The 21,434-nt window shown below is 68.0% G+C and carries 18 protein-coding genes and 1 pseudogene; 12 read left to right on the top strand and 7 right to left on the bottom strand.

The annotated features are described in order from the left end of the window. Positions 1-58: 58 nt before the first annotated feature. The 3 genes from IPZ69_RS00665 (at position 59) to IPZ69_RS00655 (ending at position 1,917) form a co-directional block, all read left to right on the top strand. The gene (locus tag IPZ69_RS00665) at positions 59-316 is read left to right on the top strand and encodes a hypothetical protein (protein WP_235451614.1); all 258 of its coding nucleotides are present in this window, start codon (positions 59-61) and stop codon (positions 314-316) included. Between the two features lie 32 nt (positions 317-348). Beyond that, the gene (locus IPZ69_RS00660) at positions 349-927 is read left to right on the top strand and encodes a hypothetical protein (protein WP_235451613.1); all 579 of its coding nucleotides are present in this window, start codon (positions 349-351) and stop codon (positions 925-927) included. A gap of 90 nt (positions 928-1,017) precedes the next feature. Further along, positions 1,018-1,917 carry an oxidoreductase gene (locus tag IPZ69_RS00655; protein WP_235451689.1) on the top strand — a complete coding sequence of 300 codons (900 nt, stop codon included), beginning with the start codon at positions 1,018-1,020 and terminating at the stop codon, positions 1,915-1,917. Positions 1,918-1,948: 31 nt separating this feature from the next. On the opposite strand, the gene IPZ69_RS00650 is transcribed toward IPZ69_RS00655, so the two are convergent. Continuing rightward, positions 1,949-2,803 carry an alpha/beta fold hydrolase gene (locus tag IPZ69_RS00650; RefSeq protein WP_235451612.1) on the bottom strand — a complete coding sequence of 285 codons (855 nt, stop codon included), beginning with the start codon at positions 2,801-2,803 and terminating at the stop codon, positions 1,949-1,951. A 112-nt stretch (positions 2,804-2,915) separates the two neighbouring features. Here IPZ69_RS00650 and IPZ69_RS00645 point away from each other — a divergent pair, with 112 nt between their 5' ends. Next, positions 2,916-3,365, top strand: coding sequence for a MarR family transcriptional regulator (locus IPZ69_RS00645; RefSeq protein WP_235451611.1), 450 nt, complete (start codon positions 2,916-2,918; stop codon positions 3,363-3,365). 28 nt (positions 3,366-3,393) lie between these two features. Here the strand turns inward: IPZ69_RS00645 and IPZ69_RS00640 are convergent, their stop codons facing one another. Continuing rightward, a complete protein-coding gene (locus tag IPZ69_RS00640) occupies positions 3,394-4,554 on the bottom strand; it encodes a PucR family transcriptional regulator (RefSeq protein ID WP_235451610.1) in 1,161 nt (386 codons plus the stop codon). A 363-nt stretch (positions 4,555-4,917) separates the two neighbouring features. Between IPZ69_RS00640 and IPZ69_RS47660 the strand changes: the two are divergent. From IPZ69_RS47660 to IPZ69_RS00620, 5 genes and pseudogenes are all read left to right on the top strand, one after another. Then, positions 4,918-5,936, top strand: a pseudogene (locus IPZ69_RS47660) (AMP-binding protein); the annotation flags it as partial. Positions 5,937-5,981: 45 nt separating this feature from the next. Further along, the gene (locus tag IPZ69_RS47655) at positions 5,982-6,419 is read left to right on the top strand and encodes an AMP-binding enzyme (RefSeq protein ID WP_374292527.1); all 438 of its coding nucleotides are present in this window, start codon (positions 5,982-5,984) and stop codon (positions 6,417-6,419) included. Positions 6,420-6,625: 206 nt separating this feature from the next. After that, the gene (locus tag IPZ69_RS00630; RefSeq protein ID WP_235451609.1) at positions 6,626-8,899 is read left to right on the top strand and encodes an ATP-binding SpoIIE family protein phosphatase; all 2,274 of its coding nucleotides are present in this window, start codon (positions 6,626-6,628) and stop codon (positions 8,897-8,899) included. A 719-nt stretch (positions 8,900-9,618) separates the two neighbouring features. Further along, entirely contained in the window at positions 9,619-11,544 is a 1,926-nt protein-coding gene (locus tag IPZ69_RS00625) for a trypsin-like serine peptidase (protein ID WP_235451608.1), read from the top strand. 79 nt (positions 11,545-11,623) lie between these two features. Beyond that, positions 11,624-12,190, top strand: coding sequence for a hypothetical protein (locus IPZ69_RS00620; protein ID WP_235451607.1), 567 nt, complete (start codon positions 11,624-11,626; stop codon positions 12,188-12,190). A gap of 54 nt (positions 12,191-12,244) precedes the next feature. Here IPZ69_RS00620 and IPZ69_RS00615 read toward each other — a convergent pair whose 3' ends face one another. Continuing rightward, on the bottom strand, positions 12,245-13,312 hold the full coding sequence (locus IPZ69_RS00615) for an alkene reductase (protein WP_235451606.1): 1,068 nt from the start codon (positions 13,310-13,312) through the stop codon (positions 12,245-12,247). Positions 13,313-13,545: 233 nt separating this feature from the next. Here IPZ69_RS00615 and IPZ69_RS00610 point away from each other — a divergent pair, with 233 nt between their 5' ends. Further along, positions 13,546-14,079, top strand: a complete 534-nt coding sequence (locus IPZ69_RS00610) for a MarR family winged helix-turn-helix transcriptional regulator (RefSeq protein WP_235451605.1) — start codon at positions 13,546-13,548, stop codon at positions 14,077-14,079. A gap of 760 nt (positions 14,080-14,839) precedes the next feature. On the opposite strand, the gene IPZ69_RS00605 is transcribed toward IPZ69_RS00610, so the two are convergent. Both IPZ69_RS00605 and IPZ69_RS00600 read right to left on the bottom strand, forming a co-directional pair. Then, the gene (locus IPZ69_RS00605; RefSeq protein WP_235451604.1) at positions 14,840-15,634 is read right to left on the bottom strand and encodes an SDR family NAD(P)-dependent oxidoreductase; all 795 of its coding nucleotides are present in this window, start codon (positions 15,632-15,634) and stop codon (positions 14,840-14,842) included. Between the two features lie 205 nt (positions 15,635-15,839). Further along, complete coding sequence (locus IPZ69_RS00600; protein ID WP_235451603.1) at positions 15,840-17,405, bottom strand: phospholipase D-like domain-containing protein; 1,566 nt, start codon at positions 17,403-17,405, stop codon at positions 15,840-15,842. A gap of 422 nt (positions 17,406-17,827) precedes the next feature. Between IPZ69_RS00600 and IPZ69_RS00595 the strand changes: the two genes are divergently transcribed. Beyond that, on the top strand, positions 17,828-17,989 hold the full coding sequence (locus IPZ69_RS00595; RefSeq protein ID WP_235451602.1) for a hypothetical protein: 162 nt from the start codon (positions 17,828-17,830) through the stop codon (positions 17,987-17,989). Positions 17,990-18,030: 41 nt separating this feature from the next. Here the strand turns inward: IPZ69_RS00595 and IPZ69_RS00590 are convergent, their stop codons facing one another. Next, on the bottom strand, positions 18,031-18,954 hold the full coding sequence (locus IPZ69_RS00590; RefSeq protein ID WP_235451688.1) for a GNAT family N-acetyltransferase: 924 nt from the start codon (positions 18,952-18,954) through the stop codon (positions 18,031-18,033). A 418-nt stretch (positions 18,955-19,372) separates the two neighbouring features. Between IPZ69_RS00590 and IPZ69_RS00585 the strand changes: the two genes are divergently transcribed. Next, positions 19,373-20,338, top strand: coding sequence for an alpha/beta hydrolase family protein (locus tag IPZ69_RS00585; RefSeq protein ID WP_235451601.1), 966 nt, complete (start codon positions 19,373-19,375; stop codon positions 20,336-20,338). A gap of 60 nt (positions 20,339-20,398) precedes the next feature. Here IPZ69_RS00585 and IPZ69_RS00580 read toward each other — a convergent pair whose 3' ends face one another. Continuing rightward, the gene (locus IPZ69_RS00580; protein WP_235451600.1) at positions 20,399-21,421 is read right to left on the bottom strand and encodes an SDR family oxidoreductase; all 1,023 of its coding nucleotides are present in this window, start codon (positions 21,419-21,421) and stop codon (positions 20,399-20,401) included. Positions 21,422-21,434 lie beyond the last annotated feature (13 nt).

Below are 21,434 nucleotides of genomic sequence, written 5' to 3'. Positions count from 1 at the left end.
CGACAGATTCAGCCTCTGTCGACTCGTACCGGCAAGCCGACTGGAAGGTGCGCTCTCCATGGTGCTGGATCCCGACTTCTGCCTGGACGTTCCGGAGGGTTTCGACGACTCGGACGCTGAAACCGGCGTACACCCCATGGCCAGGAAACTGTTCCCCGCCACAAGTGCCGCGGAAGCCTTCAGGAAAGCCCATGAGTGGGTGGGGGAACACGATGTCTTCCTGGTGGACGTCTCCTGGGATTTCGCGCACGACGAAGACCAACCCTACTGTCTGAGCATCTATTTCACGTTCGAGCTGGGCACCGAGGGCACCTGACTCGGGGAGAGGCTCTGTGCAAGGGGCCCCGGTTGGAGACATTTCTGCGAGGCGTGGTGCGGCGGGTGCTGGCGAGAGCTGAGCCGCAGCCTGCGTGGTTGCCACGGCGTGTGCTGACCGTGGTGTCGGCCGATGTCGACGCCGCTGCCGGTGTCGGGGCGATCTGGATGGTCTGGCGTCCGAAGTCACCGCGGATGCGCGAACAGCTTGCGCTCATGAGATGGCACGGTGAGCAGTGGCGGTACGTGGGAGGCGGCAGCGGCTCTGGAGACGATCCTGTGAACGTGGACGTGCTCGACGTCTGTGACGGCGCCGGCGTTCGCAGCCCGGCGCGCAACCTCGACCTTCCGGGCTCCGGCACAGCGGCCTCATGGATCAGCTGCGTCAAAGTGCGCCTCGGGCGGGACGTGGATCACGTTCTCATCGGTGGCCGCCGGATCGAGAATCCGGAACAGTGCAGCCTCATCGCTGTCTGGACGTCTCCCTACGGCAGCCGCGGGAGTCGTCCCGTCATAGTGGCCCTGGGACGCGACGGCGCCGAACTCTCCCGCATTGGCCCCCATGACTGCCTGGACACTCATACCTGGGCGCGATTGAGAGACGAGTTGTGACCGCTGGGCGATCACCTGTGCATACTCCAGGACAGCCTCGCCTCCAACTACCCAAGGGCGATGGTCGATCGAATGGAGCTGATGAAACAGATGACGTCGCGCTCGGTCTCGGCGGCAGCCGCAGGCACGTGGCTGCTCGGTGACCGCACGGTCAACCGGATCGGTTTCGGCGCCATGCGCCTGACCGGCAGCGCCGCTTTCCACGAAGGGACCCCCAGAGACCGCCGACAGTCAATCGCCGTACTGCGTCGAGCAGTCGAGCTCGGCGTCAACCACATCGACACCGCGGCGTTCTACTTCTCCCGGCTGCGCTCTGCCAACGAACTGATCAACTCGGCGCTGGCGCCGTACGCGGACGACCTCGTCATCGTCACCAAGGTCGGTCCGGCCCGGGACGCCTCAGGCGATTGGGCCGATTCGGCGCGGCCCGACCAACTGCGCGGCCAGGTCGAGGAGAACCTGCGCCAGCTGGGCCGCGACCACCTGGACGTGGTGAACCTGCGCATCATGGGTCAGGACTCCATCAGCGAGCACTTCGGGGCCCTCGCCGAGCTGCGGGACGCCGGGCTCGTCCGCGATCTCGGTATCTCCAGCGCCCGCTTGGAGCACCTGGCCCAGGCACAGGCGATCGCGCCCGTCGTGTGCGTTCAGAACCGCTACGGGATCGACATGCCCGAAGGGGAAGCGATGCTCCGCGCCTGCGCGGCTCACGGCATCGCCTTCGTGCCGTTCTTCTCCATCGCCGGAGGAGGGCGCGAAGCCGGCGCGGTCCGGCCCGAGCACGACGAGGTCCGCGCTGTCGCCCGCGTGCACGGGGTCTCACCGGCTCAGATACGGCTCGCATGGATCCTGCGGCAAGGAACCCACGTGCTGGCCATCCCCGGGACGGGCGACCCGGACCACCTCGTCGACAACGTGGCAGCGGGCGGACTCCGGCTCACGGACGAAGAATTCCAGCTCCTCGGTTCGATCGGCCGTTCCGCACCCTGATGTCGAGTACGGCGCCAGGCCCTTGCCGATGTCAGTCCGTGTCACGCAGGAACGCGCGCAGACAGGCGGCGTACGCCTGAGGGTGGCTCGTGTTGCCGTTGTGGCCGCCGGGCAGTTCGAGCAGCTCGGTGTCGAGCAGCCCCGCCAGGGCCTGCGCGCAGCGGTAGTCGAAGACGGTGCGCGGAGTCGTACGGCCGACGGTCGGGACGATGCGGGTGCCGGTCTCCCTCAGACGCGCGGTGTCGAGCGTGTCGTCGAGGATCGCGCTGAAGTCGTGCCGGATGAAGTGATCGAAGTTGGCGGTGCGTTGGGCGTCGATGGGCTGAGGTGTGAGGTCGGGTTCGACGTCCTTGCTCGACGGGTCGATGCCGAGGGCCCGGGCGATCTCCGGGAAGACGGCCTTCAGTCCTGCACGTCGGTACAGGTCCTGCAGTTCGGACAACTCCCCTTCGTGACGAGCGCGTTCGGTCTCCGGCAATAGCTGGGGTGCGACCGGTTCGTGGGCTATGAGGGTGCTGATCCGACCCGGGTGGCGCAGGGCCGTGTGCAGGCCGATGACGGCACCGAAGCTCAGTCCGAGCATGACGACGGGGGAGTCGGTGAGCTCGGCGAGCAGTCGGTCGACGTCGTCGGCGTGCTCGGCGAGCGTGGCGCCGTGCTCCGGGTCCACGAGCCGGCTGCGGGACAGGCCCCGGCGGTCGTAGGTGACCACGGTGCAGGAGTCGGCGAGCCGGGCGACGAGGTCGACGGTGCGGTCGGCGTCGCCCTCGCCGCTCTGCGAGATGAGCAGGAACGGACCGGTGCCGCGGACCTGGTAGTGCAGGACGGCGCCGGGGACGTCCAGGGTGCCGCTCGTCGGGTGTGCGGTGCCGGAACCGGTGGACATGGAGACCCCCTCGTGTGGGCGGACGGGCCGTCCGTCACGCCGTACGAGAACGATAATCCATCGGAACCGATACATCTAGATGGATGTATCGGTTCCGATGTACGGTCTGACGGTGAACGGAGTCGAGCTCTTCCTGCTGGGACGCACTCTCATGAAGCTCGGGGAGGACGCCCTGCCCGAGCCTCCCGGTGGCGCCGAGCGCTATGCCGGCAGCGCCCGGCTGGTCCTGATCGTGGCCAGCGATGTCGCGGCCCACCCGGACAGTTCCGTCAGCGAGATCGTGACGCGTACGGGGCTGCCGCAGAGTCAGGTGTCAACGGCGGTGGCCCGATTGAAGGAGGCCGGATCGGTGGTGACCGTTCCGGACCCGTCCGACCGGCGCCGGGTTCTGATCCGGCAGGCCGACGAGGTCTCCGCGCGGGTGGCGCAGGTCCGTGCCACCGACATCGAGCAGGTGCTCGTGTCCACGCTCGGGTCGGACGACCCGGCGCTGCTGTCGGAGCTCACGTCGGCGCTCGAACTGCTCGCCCGCCACCTGACGGGCACTCGCCCCACGGGATGACTGTGGCCGGGCGAAGGCGTGCGGCGTTTCATCCGGGGGCGGTACGAAGGAGCGTCGAGCCGAGGTACCGGACCGCCCGCAGCGCGATCTCCAGATCGGTGTGACCTTTCTGGACCGGGTGCCCCATGATTTCCTCGGCTTTCCGGATGCGGTACTGCACGGTGTTCTTGTGCAGGATCTGCGCGCTGGCGGTAGCGGTGTAGCTGCAGCCGTTGTCCAGGAAGATCTGTGCCGTCTCCCGAAGCCGTGCGAAGTTTTCGTCGTCGACGGCCAAAGGCCCCAGGATTCCCCACACCCAGGCGCGCATGTCGTCGACGTTCGTCGCCATCAGGGCGATGGGGGCGACGGTGGAGAAGTCGGCGAAGTGGGGGACGGGACTGGCCGCCGTCGCGAGGTCCTGCGTGCGCAGTGCCTGCCGATGCGTGGAGCGGAATCCCTCGATGCCGTGCCCCACGGACCCAGCGCACACATACACCGAAGGCTCACTGCGCTGGACCGCGTTCGACACCGTTTCCCAGGAGACGTCGTTGTGCGATCCGAAGGGCAGCCAAGCCCAGGACAACACCGCGTCTCGGGGGACGAACAGCGGCATGGCGGGGCAGTCGAGCTCCGTGGCGATCTCGGTGGTGATCCGGTCGAGTCGAGCGAGTCCCGCGTCCTCGCCCGTCTGTGTGGGCAACCAGGTCACCAGCCCCAGGTGGTTCTGCCGGAGCCGGTAACCAAGGGCCTGTTCGGCGTAGTTGAGGTCGATGTCCTTGTCGGAGAGGAGGTCCCGTACGCGTGCGGCGCGTGCGGCGGTCTGGCTGAGCAGCCAATGATCGCGCTCTTGTTGGTAGATCGCGATGACATGCTCGGTCACCCGGTCGATGTAGCCGAAACTCACGTGCAGCATGCGCCTGTTGGCCGCGGTGGCGAGCTCGCCGTCGGCGTCCTGCCGATCGAGCTCGTCCAGGCACCACTGCAGAAAGCGCCAGTGACCGATGCGGTAGGCCCTGCTCATCGAACTGAGGGGAATATCCCTCTGCGCCAGCCTCCTGGCGTACTCGGTGGCGGCGGCAGGCCCCTCGATCTTCTCCAGAGGTATGTCGTTCTCAAAAATGTGCAGCAGTGTGGCGACGTTTTCCGTGACGCTCGCCCGGAGGATTTTTACGACCGTCGCGTCATCCCTGAGTTCCGGGATCTCCGCCATGACATTCTCACAGACGTCACGGCTGACCTCCGTGAGATGTGACCCTACGCTCTCCGCGACCACGGACAGTTGTCTTGCGGCCCCGGGATGCTCCGCAGCCATGCCTCAATCCTACAAAGCGGTTCGCGATGAATCCGCTGCCTTTAGAATTTGATGCGGCGGCACCAATTCCGGCGCGAAGGTCGTAATGAGCGTCCAGTGACCGTCGTACGTCAGCGCCTGGCACTTTGAATCCGATGCCGGCCGCTCGCCCAGCTGTCGCGCAGGTGGGGCCGACGTTCGTTCAACGGGCGGCAAAGCGGTCTGGGGCGAGCAGGTTCCGGAAGAACCGGGGCTGCCCGGGCCGGGTCGAAAGGATCTGGCATGAACCTCGCATCCCATGTGGTGCGCAGCGCCGGGACCCATCCGGATCGCGCCGCGCTCCGTCTCGGGGACGCCACTGTCTCCTATCGCATGCTCGACGAGGGCAGCGCCCGTATGGCCGGACTGCTCCGCGACCGTGGCGTGAAGCCCGGGGACCGGGTCGGGATCATGCTGCCCAACGTGCCGGAGTTCGCCCTCGCCTACTTCGGCGTACTCCGGGCCGGCGGCATCGTCGTCCCGATGAACCCCTGCTCAAGTCCCGCGAGGTCGCCTACTACCTCGACGACTCAGGTGCCGGGTTCCTCTTCGCCTGGGACGCTTTCGCCGACGAGGCACGGACCGGAGCGCAGCAGGTCGAGGCCGAGGCGATCGTCGTCAGCTGCGGTGCCTTCGAGGAGCTCTTGGAGTCCGCCCCGCTCGTCGAGGACCTGAGCGATCGGCGCGAGGACGACACCGCGGTGATCCTCTACACCTCGGGGACGACCGGTCGGCCGAAGGGCGCCGAACTCACCCACGCCAACCTCTCCCTCAACTGCGACATCGGGGCCAACGACCTGCTCGGACTCACCGCCGACGACGTGATCTTCGGCGGGCTGCCGCTGTTCCACGCGTTCGGACAGACCTGCACCCTCAACGCCGCCGTCGCCGTCGGGGCCTGTCTCACGCTGCTGCCACGATTCGACGCCGAGCGGGTACTGAGCATGCTCGGCGAGCACGGGGTCACTGTCTTCGCCGGGGTACCGACGGTGTTCAGCAGGCTGTTGAGGCAGCCCGGCCGAGACGCCTACGACGTCTCCCGCCTGCGCGTGGCCCTCTGCGGCGGCTCGGACATGCCGCTCCAGGTGCTGCAAGACTTCCAGGCCGCGTTCGACGTGGTCGTACTCGAAGGGTACGGGCTGTCGGAGACCTCGCCCGTGGCCTCGTTCAACACCCTCCAGGCCGGCCCCAGACCCGGCTCGGTCGGCACCCCGATCCGGGGCGTCGAGATGCGGGTCGTCGACAACGACGGCAAGGAGGTACCGCAAGAGGAGAGCGGCGAGATCGTGATCCGCGGGCACAACGTGATGAAGCGGTACTGGCAACGCCCCGAGGAGACCGCCGAGGCGATCCGGGACGGTTGGCTGTACACCGGCGACCTCGGCCGGGTCGACGAGGACGGCTACTTCTGGATCGTCGGCCGGAAGAAGGACGTGATCATTCGCGGCGGGTACAACGTGTACCCCCGCGAAGTCGAGGATGTGCTCTACGAGCACCCCGCGGTCGCCGACGCCGCGGTCATCGGCCTTCCCAACTCCGACCTCGGTGAGGAGGTCGGCGCGGCGGTCGTCCTCAAGCCGGGAGCCCGAACGACGGCCGACGAGCTGCGCGCGTACGTCAAGGGGCAGGTCGCCGCCTACAAGTACCCGCGGAAGGTATGGATCACGGACACCCTCCCGAAGGGACCCACCGGCAAGATCCTCAAGCGGGAGATCGTCCCGCCGCCCGAACCGGGTGGGCGTTGAACGGCGATCCAGTCGTCCAGGCCCGCCCATGAGGAGCAGGAGCCGGCCCTGACGATTCCGTATCCGGCCAGGGCGATCCGCAGGTCAGATGGGCGGCCGGAACCCTGCGCCGTACACGGGTCACCGGGTGTGCACACCCCTCGGAGTAGGGCGCCAGGGCCGGCACCGGTCGGAGTCAGGCGCGCGGACGGCGTACCGTCTTCAGTGTGGAGCCCACGGCTGACGGACTTCTGTCGCGTGCAGCGCATGAGCTCGGCTCGAAAGCGGACGAGCTGACAGCCGGGGTGGAACGCTGTCTGCAGCAGGAACTCCCCGAACTGTGGGAGTACCCGGACGTCATGGCCTCCCAGAACATCGCCGAGCACGTGGACGCCGTGTTGGTCGGCCTTGAGCACATCGCCGAGTCGGGCGAGATCCAGCTGCCGGACGGCGACGTGGAGCGTTCGCGCCGGCTGGCTCGGCACGGGAAGCCCGTCAGTACCGCACTGCGGGCCTATCGGCTCGCACAGGGGGTCATCCTCGACAGCCTGTTGGAGGAGCTGCCCCGGCTGACGAACGATCCCGAGTTGCTCAGCGCGGCCACGCGCAAGCTGATCACGTTGTCGACCGAATACGTGGACCGCACGTCCGAGCAGGGCGTCACGGCGTTCCAGGAGGAGCGGGATCGCCGGCTGCGGTGGCAGCTCTCGGTCGTGAACGAGGCGAGCATGCGCATCGGGACCACATTGCACATCGCCCGTACCGCCCAGGAACTGGTGGATCTCGCGATCGAGCAGTTCGCGGACATGGTCACCGTCGACCTTCTGGAGTCCGTGCTCCACGGAGGCGACACCCCGGCCGCGGACCCGCTCGTGCTGCGCCGGATAGCCCAGCGGTCAGCGGTCGACGGTTCGCCGGAACTGACGATCACCCCGCAGCAGCTCCACACCTGCCCGGCCGGGTGTCCGTCGGGCCGCGCTCTGGCCACCGGGCAGCCCTCCCGACACCGCCTCGACGCCTCCCACCTCCCGGATGGCTCGGGACCGGCCGCCGACCCCAATGTCACCCCCGGTGACCAAGGCATTGACTCAAAGATCGTGGTCCCGCTGCATGCCCGCGACACCACGCTGGGTGTCGCCGAGTTCTTCCGGCACCGCAGGCCCGAACTCTTCGACGACGCGGATCTGCTCTTCGTACAGGACATAGCCGCCAGGGCGGCGGCGGCCATCGACAACGCCCTGCGTTACACGCACGCGCGTGCCACCGCCCTCACGCTGCAGCACAGCCTGCTCCTGCGGCACGCGCCGCGGCAGTCGGCCGTGGAGGTCGCCTACCGCTATCTGCCGGCCGGCTCCGACGCCGGGGTGGGCGGCGACTGGTACGACGTCATCCCGCTGTCCGGCGCCCGCGTGGCCCTCGTCGTCGGCGACGTGGCCGGCCACGGCATTCGCGCCGCCGCCACGATGGGCCGGTTGCGGACCGCCGTACGCACCCTGGCCGACATCGACCTGCCGCCCGACGAGCTCCTCACGCACCTGGACGACGTCGTCCTGCGCCTGTCCGCTGAGGCCTCGGCCGAAGCCCCAACTCAAGCTCGGGCGGAAGCTCCGACGGAAGCCCCGACCGCAGCCTCGGCGGAACCCTCCGCCGAAGCCTCCATCGAGGCTTCCACCGACCCGGATGCCGAGAACGACGGAGACGTGGGCGCCACCTGTCTGTACGCGGTCTACGACCCCGTCTCGCGCCGCTGCACCCTTGCCCGCGCGGGGCACGTCCCACCTGTCGTGGTCCGCCAGGACGGAAAGGCGGAACTCCTGGATCTGCCTCCCGGCCCGCCTCTCGGTCTCGGCGGCCTGCCGTTCGAATCGAGGGAGTTCGAGCTGCCGGAAGGCAGCCTGATCGCCCTGTACACCGACGGTCTGATCGAGGCTCGCGATCACGACGTCGACGCGGGCCTCACCGCCCTGCGCCACGCCCTCGTTCAGTCCGCCCCTTCCCCGGAGACAGTCTGCGACAGCGTGCTCGATGCGTTGTTGCCCGCCAAGCCGGACGACGACATCGCGCTGCTCGTCGCCCGCACCCGGGCACTCGGAGCCGACCAGGTCGCCACGTGGGATGTGGAGGCCGACCCCTCGGTCGTCGCCCGGGTCCGCGCGGACGTCTCCCGGCAGCTGAGCACCTGGGGGCTGGAGGGACTCGACTTCACCGCGGCACTGGTGGTCAGCGAGCTGGTCACCAACGCCATCCGCTACGGCCGGTCCCCGATCAGGCTGCGCCTCATCCATGACTACACCCTGCTGTGCGAGGTCTCCGACGCCAGCGGCACCACTCCGCACCTGCGCCGGGCCCGGGCCTCCGACGAGGGCGGACGCGGCCTGCTCCTGGTCGCCCAGTTCGCCGAACAATGGGGAACCCGCCACGCCCGGCACGGCAAGACGGTCTGGGCGGAACTGAACGAGTCCGCCGCGTTCCCGGAAGTGGGCCTCGTGGAGGACATGTAGCCGCTGTGGCGAACTTGACGCCGGTTGGCGACTGGGTAAAAAGTCGCCAATTTCTTGCCCGTTCCCGTAGACATGAGGATTGGGTGCGTATGCCGCGTCGACGACGCCTGGCCGAGGGGGAGTTCACCTTCCGCTGATGACGCGTTGCCTTGTGAGGCAACGCAAGTCGACTGGCCGCCGCGGTCTTTCCGTTTCGGCCCGCACGGCCGGCTGCCGTCCATCCGATGCTGCGGAACCGGCAGTTCCTCCATGGCGTGATCAAGTCGCCGCCGAGGGGCGGATGGGCGCTGGTGATCGGTTTGCCCGGCGAGATCACATACGGTTCAGCGCAAGCAATCCGGACAACTATGCGATTTGTGTCCGCTTGTTGAACAGATGTCACCTCTCCCGACACTCCGCCGTGGAGAAGCGACGCTGCCTGACGGCCTGACCAACCGTGAAAGGTACTGCGAAAGTTGAGCACTCACGTAACACGACGGAGATGGAGACCCGGTGCGCTGGGCCTCGCCACGGCGGTGATCCTGCTGGCCGCACCTGCCGTGTCGGCCGCACCCATGCCGTCCCCGTCTCCATCCTCGTCTCCGTCTCCGTCCACGGCACACACCGGGGCCACCACCTCCACGCCGGTGCCTGGGCAGGGCGGGAAAGACACCCCCACTCCGTCCCCGACGCGGACAGCCACCAATACGCCGTCGCCCTCGCCCTCGGGCCCGGCGTCGGTGACCGAGCCGACGAACGTGCCGACGCCGCCGGGGGAGAAACTGCGGGCGACGCCTGAGGAGATCGCCGAGGCCAAGGCCGCGGAGGCGTACTGGACGCCTGAGCGCATCGCACAGGCCGTGCCCGTCGACCTCGGCAAGGACGACACGGGAACCGGCGGCGGCACTGCCAAGAACGCACCGACGCTGGACAAGATGATGCGCGCGTCGTCCTCCCCCGACAACCGGGGCGTGGCGACCGCGGGCGTCTTCCTCATCAACGACGACGATGACCCGCAGTCGGATCCCGGCAAGCGTGACCAGTTCTGCTCGGCATCCTCCGTGGCCTCACCGACCAAATCGCTCGTCATCACGGCGGCCCACTGCCTGAACGACAACGACCGCTTCAAGTCCCTCGCGCTCGCCCCCGGTTGGAAGCCGGATCCGCAGCACCGCGGCCGCGGCATCGCCCCGTACGGCATCTTCCCCATCAAGAAGGGGAAGGTGTGGATCGACGGCCGCTATCTGGCTCAGGGGCCCGCCAAGGCCGACGACCTGGACTTCGCGATCCTGCGATCCGGACCGAACTCCAAGGGCGAGTTCCTGGAGAACGCGACGGGCCTGGGCAATCAGCTCACCACGCTTCACTCTTCGCAGCTCGCTCAACGCAACGTCACCCTCATCGGGTTCCCGGGCGGTGCCAAGGCGCCCCTGGTCTGTCCTTCGACCAGCACCAAGGGCTTCGACGGCCGATTCCTCGAAATAGCCTGCGACGGCTTCGCCCCCGGCGTGTCCGGCGGCCCCTTCCTGCGCAATTTCGACGGAAAGCGCGGTGACATCATCGGTGTCATCGGCGGTTACAAGACGGGCGGTACGAGGGACGACATCTCGTACTCCTCGCAGTTCGACGCCGACGTGGTGCGCCTGTACAACCAGGCGGTCAACGACTATGCGCCGGACACCCCCAAGGGCATCGACGGCATGGGGGACGCCAAACTGTGGCGGCATGCCGTCGCGGCCACCTCCGGCACCTTCCACACCGACTCGCAGAAGTTCGGCGACTCCGATCTGCTCGTGAAGTGGAGCGACGGAGAGGTGACCCTCTACCCGGGCGACCAGAACCAGGGCTTCTACACCGGTTGCAAGGCCGGCCAGCCGTGCGAGGTGCAGTTGGCGAAGCCCAACGACCTGTGGAGCAAGTACGCCGATGTGATCACCGCCGGTGACTACACCGGCTCCAACGCCTATGACCTCATGGTGAAGTGGGCCGACGGCGAGGTGACGATCTACAAGGACATCGACGAGCACACCAAGCTGCCCACGGCGTCGGACCAGCACCCCGCCAATGAGATCAAGATCGCTGCGGGCGGATCGGTCTGGAAGTACGCCAAGGGCATCGCGACCGGCAGGTACGGCGGCAACAAGTGGGCCGACGACCTCGTGGTCCGTTGGACAGACGGCGAGGTCACCAAGTACGTCAACGTCGACGGTGGCGGTTTCCACGCGGAGACCCAGCTGATCGCCAAGAACAAGCTGTGGGCCGAGCACGCCGACCTCATCACCGGGGGCGACTTCGACGGCTCCACCGGCGACACCAATTACGACCTGTTCGTGAAGTGGTCGGACGGCGAACTGACCGTCTATCAGGACATCGGCACCCGGGGCCTGGGCGGCGAGTCCAAACTGAAGGCCGCCAACGACACCTGGACTCACGCCCGTGTCGTCGCCGCGGGCGAGTTCGGCGCGAACGACTGGGAGGACGACTTGTTCGTACGCTGGTCGGACGGCGAAGTGACGATCTACGGCAACACGCAGGCCGACGCGCTCGGCCGCGAGTACATGCTCGTCCCGCCGCCACCCGCGGGCTTCGCCGCCGGAGTGCGACGCTCCGACGACCCCTGCGCCCGGGTCTGCGGCCCCGAACTGTACGGTCGCGGCACCCGCTGAGGACCCTTGTACGTCGTGACGCCGCATCCCGAGCGCGCAGGCCGGGATGCGGTGCCACACCCCCACCGACTGGAGCCCCATGCGCACACGCCAGGGCCTCGCCCTCACCATCATCGTCACCGCCATGGCCCTGACGGGCGCCTGCACGGAACAGAAGAATCAAGAAGGGAAGGCCGAACCCGGCAACACGGCCTCGTCGAGTCCGGCCACCACCACACCAGCCCCCTCCTGGGACGGCAAGGAGGACCAAGAAGACGCGATGCGGCGCGCCACACGTGCCCTCAAGGCCGTGCAGCCCGATGGCGCCTCACGCGTGGACGAGGGCATGGAAAGCCTGGCCCGGGGCCTGAAGAAGACCTTCACGGCACAGGGAGACCGTGCCTACACCTTCGATGTCGCCTGCCAAGCACCCGCACCCCGCTCGGTGACGCTGACCCTCACACGGGGCGACGCGGACAGCGAGTGGGAGGTGACGTGCGGCGACCGCGAGGCGGACCAGTTCAACATCGCCGCCGGTGGGCCCTTCACCGTCAGGATCACCCACGCGGTGAAGGACGCCGAGGGCCTCGTGCTGTGGCGCCTCAACACCGTGGCCCCCGACGACGTGGACGGGTGCGAAGACGACATCAAGGGGTGCGAGGGCTGACTGCCACCCGGGCCGGACCGGTGTGCGGGCCGGTCCGGGTGTGCCGGTCACCGGTCAGTCGAGGGTGGGGTAGTCGGTGTATCCGCGGTGGTCGCCGCCGTAGAAGGTGGCCGGGTCCGGGGTGTTGAACGGGCCGCCGTCGGCGAGCCGCCGGGGCAGGTCGGGGTTGGCCAGGAACAGCGCCCCGTAGGCGATCGCGTCCGCGCTGCCGTCCTCGATCAGGGCCAGCGCGTCAGGGCCGGTCACGTTGGGGTGCGTGAACGGGTTGAGGACGAACAGGCCGGGCCAGGCCTTGCGCAGTCGTGCGGTCAGGTCGCGGTCCGGCCCTTCCAGCAGGTGCAGATAGGCGAGCTCAAGGCCGCCGAGCCGGGCCAGCAGGGTGGGGTACACCTCGCCCGGGTTGTCCTCGGCGATGTCGTTGTACGGGTTTCCGGGCGACAGCCGCAGGCCGACCCGGTGGCTGCCGATCGCCTCGGCCACGGCCGTGACCACCTCGACGGCGAATCGGATACGGCCCTCGATGTCGCCGCCCCAGTCGTCGCCGCGCTGGTTGGTGTTGGGGGCGAGGAACTGGTGGATCAGGTAGCCGTTGGCGCCGTGGATCTCGACGCCGTCGAACCCGGCCTCGATGGCGTTGCGCGCCGCGGCTGCGAAGTCCTCGATCGTCTCCCGGATCTCCGCCTCGCTCAGTTCCTTCGGCGTCACGAAGTCCTTGGGTCCCACGTGGGTGTAGACCTCACCCTGTGCAGCCACCGCCGACGGCCCCACCGGCACCAGATCGTCGGGCAGCAGGACCGGGTGGCCGATCCGCCCGGTGTGCATCAGCTGAGCGAAGATCACGCCGCCCTCGCGGTGCACGGCGTCGGTCACCGTCCGCCAAGCCCGCACCTGCCCGGACGTGTGCAGACCGGGGGTGTCGGGGTAGCCCTGGCCGACCGGCGAGGGCTGGATGCCCTCGGTGACGATCAGCCCGGCACTGGCGCGCTGTGCGTAGTACGTCGCCATCAGCTCCGTCGGCGCGGCTCCGGGCCCGAAGGCACGGCTGCGAGTCATCGGCGCCATCACGACACGGTTCGCCAGTCGCTTGCCGCCCAGGACGATCGGATCGAAAGCAGTGGTCATGGCCTCTTCCTCGGGTAAGTGCTGCTCAGTGGTGGTCTGTGGTGCGGGCGCTCCGCTGCCCGCACCACGATTACCTGTCCGAACAGGTAAATCGAGACCTTCATTCCTGTGGGCGGATGTGATGCGCGCCACACGCCTCCATCTGGCCATATCTCACGTGGAGCTCGACTAGCCGTCGGGCTCGCCGACCCGGAGGTAGGATTAGCTTGACCAGGCAGGAAAGTGAGCGGGACATGACGGAGTCGACACCGCAGACCGGCACAGGTCCTTTGGGGGCGGGGCGGGACGCCACTGTCCCGGTACCGGCCGCGGCCGGCAGCGGGCCGGTCAGCCACGCGATCTTCCGCCTGGCCCGCCTGCACCGCATGTTCGCGGGACAACTGCTGCGCCCGATAGGTCTGCACACGGGCCAGGAACTGGTCATGATGCACCTGTGGGAACTCGGTCCCCAGCGACAGGCCGACCTGGTGCGTCTGCTGGACTCCGACGCCGCCACCATGACCCGCACCATCAAGCGCCTGGAACAGGCCGGCTTCGTCCGCCGCCGCCCCTCACCCACCGACAAGCGCGCGGCACTCATCGAACCCACGGCAGCCAGCCAGGCCCTGCGCCGCGAGGTCGAGCGGGTCTGGAGCCGACTTGAGGACCTCGTGACAGCGGGCCTCTCCGCCGAGGAGCAGACCGCGGCCCTGCTCACCCTGGAACGCCTGGAGCACAACCTCGCAGAGGCCGCCGCCGATTCGGCAGCCCCGGACGGGGAGGGGTAGCGCGGATGCCGATGCGTTCCGCCAACTTCCACCAGCAGAACCGCCCCTGCCCGCGCGCCCAACTGGACTGCCGACGGGGAACACGCTGGTGACCCCCGACGACGCCCTCAAGCAACTCAACTACATCGCGCGTGAGCGGGCGTTCGGCAGACAGGTAGGGTCCGATCGGCTCATCCAGGCGGGGCTGGACTGACACTGGCCGAGTGGATCGCCGGTCAGATCGCCGACGGATCCCTCGATCCCGCCACCGGCTTCCCTCCACATCTCGGCAGACGTCGCTTATGACCTCGACCACCCGGAAGAGCCGCAACCACTTGTCCACTGCGCGCACAACCTGGAGGGCTGGGAGGAAAGCTGGGGCTGTGCTCCGCCCTACACATCAGCCACTCGTGCACCGTGGCGTACGAGTTCGGGCACTTCTTCCGTAGGCGGGGTCCGCAGGGTTCGCAGTGGTGAGAGGAAGTAGGGGAGGGCGCTCAGGGTCATGCCGGCTGCACCGATCCACAGGGCGGCGGCTGCGCCGAAGACAGAACCCGAGACTCCGCCCAAGAGCGCACCCAGAGGAATGCCGCCCCAGGACACGCATCGGGCTGTCGCGCTCATCCTGACGACCCCGCCGACTGCTGGAGTAGGAATACGCTGGGCGCTCATGCGCTCACGGAGGCTCGCCCAATGGTGGTGCGGGGCGGAGCGCGTTGCGGCTGTCGGGATTACGAGGGCGTGGCGCGGCTGATGTGGGACATGCAGCGCGGACGTGAGATCACAACGTCTTGACCTGGCCGCCGTCGATGGTGAACTCGGCTCCTGTGATGTTGCCGGCGAGTGGGGAGGCCAGGAAGAGGGTCAGGTCGGCGACTTCGTGAGGTTCGGTGACCCGGCCGGTGGAGATACCCATGCTTTGCGGCACGACGACATCGATGGCTTCCTGCGCGGTGGTGCCGGCCTGGGCCGCCATGGCGTCGGCGAAGCCACCCGGCGCGGTCCAGAAGGGAGTGCGGACCGGTCCCGGAGCGACTGAGTTCACTCGTACGCCTCGCGGTGCGAACTCCTCGGACAGCGACTTGGTCAGACTCGTCAGCGCCGCCTTGGCCGCGGAGTAGTCCACGACCATGGGGAAGGGCAGGCGCGCGTTGATGGAGCTGATGTTCACGATGGAAGCCGTGTCCGCGTGCAGCAGGTGAGGGAGTGCCGCGCGGCTGGCCCGGACCGCGCTGAACAGGGTGATGTTGAAGATCCGCTCCCACTCGGCGTCGTCGATGTCCAGGAAGCTCGGACGGGCGGTAGCGGCGCCCAATCCGTTGACCAGGACGTCGACCCTGCCGTACTGGTCCACCGCGTGCTGGACGAGTGCGTCCGGGCCCTCTGCGGTGGTCAGATCGACGGGGACCGCGGTGACGCCATGGCTCTCATGCAACGCTTCCAGCTCAGGAGTGACGCTTCGGCTGCCGGTGACGACATGTGCGCCTTCACGCGCGAAAGCGTCGGCGATGGCCAGGCCGATGCCCTTGCTCGCTCCGGTGACGACGGCGACCTTGTCCTTGAGCTGGAAGTCCATGGCGTACCTTTTCCGGTTTGATCACCACATATGTCGAGAGTAAGCGGAACGAGCGCAGCCGGCTCAGGCAGGGCAGCCGGCCGGGGCGTGCCGCGAGTCAGGCTTCGAATGCGTGCTCGAATTTAGGGGTGGCCGGGCTGGACGAGGGGAGAGGGGCGGTCGGGCCCCGCGCCGAAAGGAGAGCGCGGGGCCACATTGCCCTGTGTCACTTCGGGCAGGTGCCGCGTGCGTAGTCGTAGGTGGCTGTCGCCCGTGAGTACGTCCACTGCGGATCGAGCAGTTTCGTCGTGAGCTGTCGGGCGGCTGTGGGGCTCTCCACGATGTAGCCGAAGTCCTGCAGCCAGGACGGGTAGAGGTTCTTCGAGCCCAGGTAGAAGGCCGATCCGTCCACGGATACGAGCTTGTGGTGCTGTGCGTAGGGCTTTCCGTCGGACCACGTGGCGCTGTCGGAGGAACGGGCGGTGGCGAGTTGCAGGTTGGCGCACATGGCTGCCTGGGCCTGCGGCAGGCCGCCGGTGACGAGTTCGAGACGCTTGCGGAGCACGTCACTGATTTCGTTCAGTGACTTGATCTGCGAGTAGCCGCCGCTACCGATGGCACCGCGGTTGGCGGGGTCGCTGACCACGATGCGGACCTTCACACCGTCGGCGATCTTCGCCGCGAGGGTGTCGTACAAGCGGATGTCATAGCGCGGCAGCGGCGGACAAGTGGCGTTCATGTCCTGCTGGGAGATCTCTACGTGGTCCTTCGCGCTGCCGACGAGTGCGCGCAGGGCGCTCTCCTCGGGGTTCACCGTGTCGTAGTCACGGTCGGCGTTGGTGTAGTCGTGCACGCCGACCACGCACTTGGTGTCGGATGCGGTCGGCAGGGTCGGATGGAACGGCGACGACGGGTCGACGTCCTTGATACCGACCCCGAGCCCGCCCACTGCCAGCACGGGAACGTCGCCGCTCGCGCCGGACGGGTCGGTGGCGGTGTCGTTGTCCTTCTCCAACGACGACATGCAGTCGGCGCCCTGGGACTTCGCGAGCCAGACCTTGATCGCGTTGTTCCGGTTGTCGCACGTCCAGGACCACAGCTGGTCCAGGTACCGGGTCGCGGAGCCCGCGGCGGGCCCCGACAGGGCCAGGTCGACATCCGACACTGGGTGGGTGGTGTCGATGTAGTCGTTCTTCCAGTTGTTGATGCCGCCGGTGATCACCGACCGGCCGTCCACCACGAGCAGCTTGGAGTGGTTCCAGGAGAACCCGGTCTTCGACGTCGTCATCGACGCGACGTTCAGCGTCACGTCGTCGGCGTACTCACCGAGTGCGGCGCGCAGTTCGTCGCGGTACTTCGACGGCACCACGTTCAGGTGGTAGATCGGTGCGGCGCCCACGAGGACGCGTACCTTGAGGTGGTGGCCGACGGCGGCCGCCTTCTTGAGGCCGGCGACGATCGCACTCTGAAACGCGCCGTCGGGGAAGGGTGCCAGCGTCGATATGTCGACGGTCCGGGTGGCCGACGAGATGTTCTCTTCCATCTTGGTGAGCAGCTTCTGAGTGCCCAGGCGCTGGGTGCAGGCCGCGTCACCCCAGCAGCCGGGGGTCGGCAGCAGCCAGTCGAAGGGATCACCGCCGCCGGTGTCCAGGGTGTTGCCGTCCGTCCGTTCCCAGACCTGCCCCTCCAGACCTGGCGACACCTCCCGCAGAGCACGCTCGACACTGTCGAGATGCGGCGTCGGGGACTCGGCCAGAGCCGGGACTGCGGGCAGCGCGGAACTGATGAGCACGGTGAGTGCGGCGGTTCCTGCGAGACGGTGTAAACGGCGGGTACGGGCCAATGTTCGCGTCCTTGTCGACATGTCACTGAGACTCGTGGACGTCGGCAGGCTCGTTGTGCCGGACATGGCCCGGCGAGCCGCGGTTCAAGGCCCACGAATGATCAAGTGAATGTACCAACCGTAGATGTCACGTGAACTGCGGGGATACGTTCCGCCTCGCATGGTGCTTGAAGCGCGCCCGAGTTGACGGATCGTGCGTTCCACGGGATGCCCGCGGTCATCACCGCCACGCAAGACCGGATGGCTCTGACCGGAAGTGCCAACTACATTCGCCGCGGAGGTGAGTCCGTGTCCTGGCCGTCCGTGATCATTCTTGCGACGGTGGAGCAACGCCTGTCGCTGGCGACGCGAATCCGTTTTCATGCGAGTCCATGGACGCGGCCCGAGCCTTCCTGCGGCAAGTCCTGACGGAGTTCACCGGACTTCTCGACACCAATCACCATGACGTTCTACCGGCCGGCGAGTTCCTCGACCTTCTGGAACGTCACCCGCATTGGGACTGGCGCCGGGTGCCGAGCACGGACCTGCCGTAGTCCGGTTGGGGCGCGCGTGCACGGCCGTCTCGCCGTCGCGTTCAGCTCCAGGTCATGTTGATCTCACGGCCGAAGTTGACGTATCCGGCGCGCTGGAACGCGTTCGCCATGGGGACGTTGCCCACGTCCGTGGACGCGCGAACGCGCGGGACGTCCTGCTGGGCGAGGATGCGGGTGCCTTCGTTGAGGATGTCGTCGATGTACCGGTGACCGCGATGCCGGGGGAGCACGGCAAGGTAGGCGATGATCGCGTTGTAGCCGTTGTGGGCCGGGATGACGAAGCCCACTGGCTCCGTGTTGGGCAACACCGCGACGCGCCACCAGTCCCTGGGGCTGGTGTAGCGGGCGAGTTCGTCCTCGTAGTGCCTGGTCGCCACGGCGTCGGCAGGCATCCGGGTCAGATCGTGGCGACTGTGGGCGTCCAGCGTGCCATCCAGGACCTGGGTCATGAGGGCCTGCAGTTCGGCGTGGTCGCGGGGTGGCCGGAACGTCAGACGCCCGCCCGGCTCGGGTAGCGGTGTCCCCGGACGCCACTCCAGGCGAAGCCGCTCCACGAACAGTCGGGCGCCGGTGCGCTCCAGGATCGTCATGCGGTCTTCGACGATGCGTCTGGTGGCCGCCTCGTCACGCCAGTCGGGCGGGATGAAGCGGCTGTACTCGGGTGGAGGCGATCCGCTCGGAAGGGTGGCGGACATGGCGGTGCGCAAGAGCCGTACGCCGACGTCCACTTGGCCGGACGCCGGGAGGCTGTCGTCGACATCCAGGATGTCCAGGTGGAGAGGGAGGCTGTCGCCTGGCCGGCTCCACCAGGCCGCCCTGGCCAGCAGTCGGTCCCCTGCCAGCGCCACCCACATCCATTGCGGACGTCGGTGGCCTTGGGCGAGGTCGTCCGACAACTCCTCGTTGAGGACGTAGGGCAGTCGGCAGAAGAGGCTGAGTTCTTCTCGCCCGGAGATCGGGCGCATCGTCAGGTTGTTCAGTTCCACGGTCGAGGCATGCTCCGGTGAAGGGTGCGCGTCCGTTCCGGGGGTCAGACGCGGTCCGTACCCCGGGAGAAGGCAAGCGCGGTGGTCGTGGGGATCATCGGCTTACCCCTCCTCTCGCTCGTATGGCCCCTCGGTCTTGGTGCCGAGGAATCAGGGATCACTTCTATCCGGTCGAGGGCTCCGCCTGCAATCCAGTATTCGATCCATGGTTGGGCGAGGCTTCGAACCAGCCGCCGGACGAGGGTCGTTGACAAAGCGGAACACTGCTCCGTATGTTAAATGGAACAGTGATCCGCTTCCGCGATGGCAGAAGCCGGACGCTCCTGACCGCCTCGCCGGTCGCGGCCGCCGGCCGCATGAAACCGGCAGCAGAGGCCCTTGAAAGGAATCTCGCATCATGAGCGAATCGCCCCACACAGCCGGCACCCTCGGCTCGCCCGTTCCCGTCCTCTCGGTCAGTCCGGTGGTGCTGCCGACTCCCGGCCGAGCCGTGGACCTGGAAGTGCGCGTCTCCGCACCCGTGACCGGCAGCGACCTGCCGGTCATCCTCCTCTCACACGGTCAGGGCTACTCGAACAACCTCTCCTCGCTGAACGGCTACGCCCCCCTCGTCAACTTCTGGGCGGCGCACGGCTTCGTCGTCATCCAGCCCACACACCTGAGCTCCATGACGCTGAGCGAGGTCCTCGCCCCCGACACCCCCGGCGCGCCTCTGTACTGGCGATCACGCGCCGAAGACATGACGCGCATCCTCGATCGGCTCGACGTGATCGAGGCTGCCGTACCTCAGCTCCAGGGGCGTCTGGACCACAGCAAGGTCGCCGTGGCCGGGCACTCGATGGGCGGGCACACCGCGAGCCTGCTGCTCGGCGCCCGGCTCACCGACCCGGACGACGGCACGGAAGTGAACCTCGCCGAACCCCGGATCAAGGCGGGTGTCCTGCTCGCCGCGCCCGGCCGAGGCGGCGATGCCCTCACCGAGTTCGTCGCCGAGAACTGGCCCTTCTTCTCGACCACGGACTTCTCCGAGATGAAGACGCCCGCACTCGTCGTCGTCGGCGACAAGGACGACTCCGCCCACCTGACGGTTCGGGGCCCGGAGTGGCATGCCGATCCGTACGTCCTCTCTCCGGGCCCCAAGTCCCTGCTCACCCTGTTCGACGCGGAGCACGGGCTCGGCGGGGTCTCCGGATACGACGTCGCCGAGACCACGGACGAGCACCCCGAACGAGTCGCCACCGTCGCCCGGCTCACCTGGGCCTACCTCCGCGCCGAGCTCTACCCGGGGGATCCGGCCTGGCAGGCAGCGCAGGAAGCACTGACGGCAAGCCCCAACCCGCTCGGACGGGTCGACATCAAGTAGCTGATGAGGCGCCATGTTCTGTAGCGCGCCATCGAGTGGCGACCAGGGACCACCATGTGCCTACGAGCCGCCGCGTGCACCCCCGGAGATCCCTCGACGTGCGCCGGCTGCCGCGGCCATCAGGCCGGCTCCCACCGCAGCGGCCGTCATCGTCGGATGGCGGGCCAGGGCGGCCTGCCAGGAGTGGGTGTGGGACGCGTCGTCGAACTCGCCGTGCGCTCCGTAGTCCCTGCCTGATAGTGCGTCGGCCGGTGAGAACAGGTTGTCGGGGCCCTGAGGGGCTGGGCTGTCGGTCTGTTGCGCGTCGAATCCGGTGCGGGCCAGGTAGCGGTCCAGCAGGGCGGGGGCGAGGCGGTTGGCCCAGATGGTCGCCAGGGTCGGGGCTCCGATGTAGTACTGCTTGCGCTTCGGGTGGTCGGCGGCGTGCAGGACGCCGCGGGCGGCGACCTCGGGCTGGTAGATCGGCGGGACCGGCTGCGGATGCCTGGGCAGGCGGGATCGTACCCAGGAGAACTGCGGTGTGTTGACGGCCGGCATCTGGGCGATGGTGATGTGGACGCCACTGTGTCGGTGGAGCAGTTCGACCCGTAGGGAGGACGTGAAGCCGTTGACGGCGTGCTTGGCTCCGCAGTACGCCGATTGCAGCGGGATGGCGCGCTCGCCGAGTGCGGAACCCACCTGCACGATGGTGCCGTGATCACGAGGCAGCATGCGGCGGAGAGCGGTGCGGGTGCCGTTGACGAAGCCGAGGTAGGTCACTTCGGTCACGCGCTTGTACTCCTCGGGTGGGATCTCGTCGAAGGGCGCGAACACGCTGGTGAACGCGCAGTTGACCCACACATCGATGGGACCGAAGGTCTGCTCGGCCATGTCGGCGAGGTCCTCGACCTGCTGCGGGTCGGCGGTGTCGGCCACTTGGACGAGGGGCCGACCGCCGAGCTCCTCCACCTCGTCCGCCGCCGCGTCCAGCCCTTCCCGGCCCCGGGCGACGAGGGTGATGTTGGCACCGCGCCGGGCGAAGAGCCGGGCCGTGGCGCGACCGATCCCGGCGCTGGCGCCGGTGACGACGATGTTTTGGGGCATGGTCCTTCCTTCG

Source organism: Streptomyces olivochromogenes (assembly GCF_021538895.1).
GTDB lineage: Bacteria > Actinomycetota > Actinomycetes > Streptomycetales > Streptomycetaceae > Streptomyces > Streptomyces olivochromogenes_A.
This window is presented reverse-complemented; position numbering and strand designations above follow the sequence as displayed.

What these genes read in the sequence shown, in the direction of transcription:
- IPZ69_RS00665 (WP_235451614.1), top strand. Translation starts at nt 59, where the DNA reads ATGGTGCTGGATCCCGACTTCTGCCTGGACGTTCCGGAGGGTTTCGAC.
- IPZ69_RS00655 (WP_235451689.1), top strand. Translation starts at nt 1,018, where the DNA reads ATGACGTCGCGCTCGGTCTCGGCGGCAGCCGCAGGCACGTGGCTGCTC.
- IPZ69_RS00650 (WP_235451612.1), bottom strand. Translation starts at nt 2,803, where the DNA reads ATGTCCACCGGTTCCGGCACCGCACACCCGACGAGCGGCACCCTGGAC.
- IPZ69_RS00640 (WP_235451610.1), bottom strand. Translation starts at nt 4,554, where the DNA reads ATGGCGGAGATCCCGGAACTCAGGGATGACGCGACGGTCGTAAAAATC.
- IPZ69_RS47655 (WP_374292527.1), top strand. Translation starts at nt 5,982, where the DNA reads ATGAAGCGGTACTGGCAACGCCCCGAGGAGACCGCCGAGGCGATCCGG.
- IPZ69_RS00620 (WP_235451607.1), top strand. Translation starts at nt 11,624, where the DNA reads ATGCGCACACGCCAGGGCCTCGCCCTCACCATCATCGTCACCGCCATG.
- IPZ69_RS00615 (WP_235451606.1), bottom strand. Translation starts at nt 13,312, where the DNA reads ATGACCACTGCTTTCGATCCGATCGTCCTGGGCGGCAAGCGACTGGCG.
- IPZ69_RS00610 (WP_235451605.1), top strand. Translation starts at nt 13,546, where the DNA reads ATGACGGAGTCGACACCGCAGACCGGCACAGGTCCTTTGGGGGCGGGG.
- IPZ69_RS00605 (WP_235451604.1), bottom strand. Translation starts at nt 15,634, where the DNA reads ATGGACTTCCAGCTCAAGGACAAGGTCGCCGTCGTCACCGGAGCGAGC.
- IPZ69_RS00595 (WP_235451602.1), top strand. Translation starts at nt 17,828, where the DNA reads ATGGACGCGGCCCGAGCCTTCCTGCGGCAAGTCCTGACGGAGTTCACC.
- IPZ69_RS00590 (WP_235451688.1), bottom strand. Translation starts at nt 18,954, where the DNA reads ATGCGCCCGATCTCCGGGCGAGAAGAACTCAGCCTCTTCTGCCGACTG.
- IPZ69_RS00585 (WP_235451601.1), top strand. Translation starts at nt 19,373, where the DNA reads ATGAGCGAATCGCCCCACACAGCCGGCACCCTCGGCTCGCCCGTTCCC.
- IPZ69_RS00580 (WP_235451600.1), bottom strand. Translation starts at nt 21,421, where the DNA reads ATGCCCCAAAACATCGTCGTCACCGGCGCCAGCGCCGGGATCGGTCGC.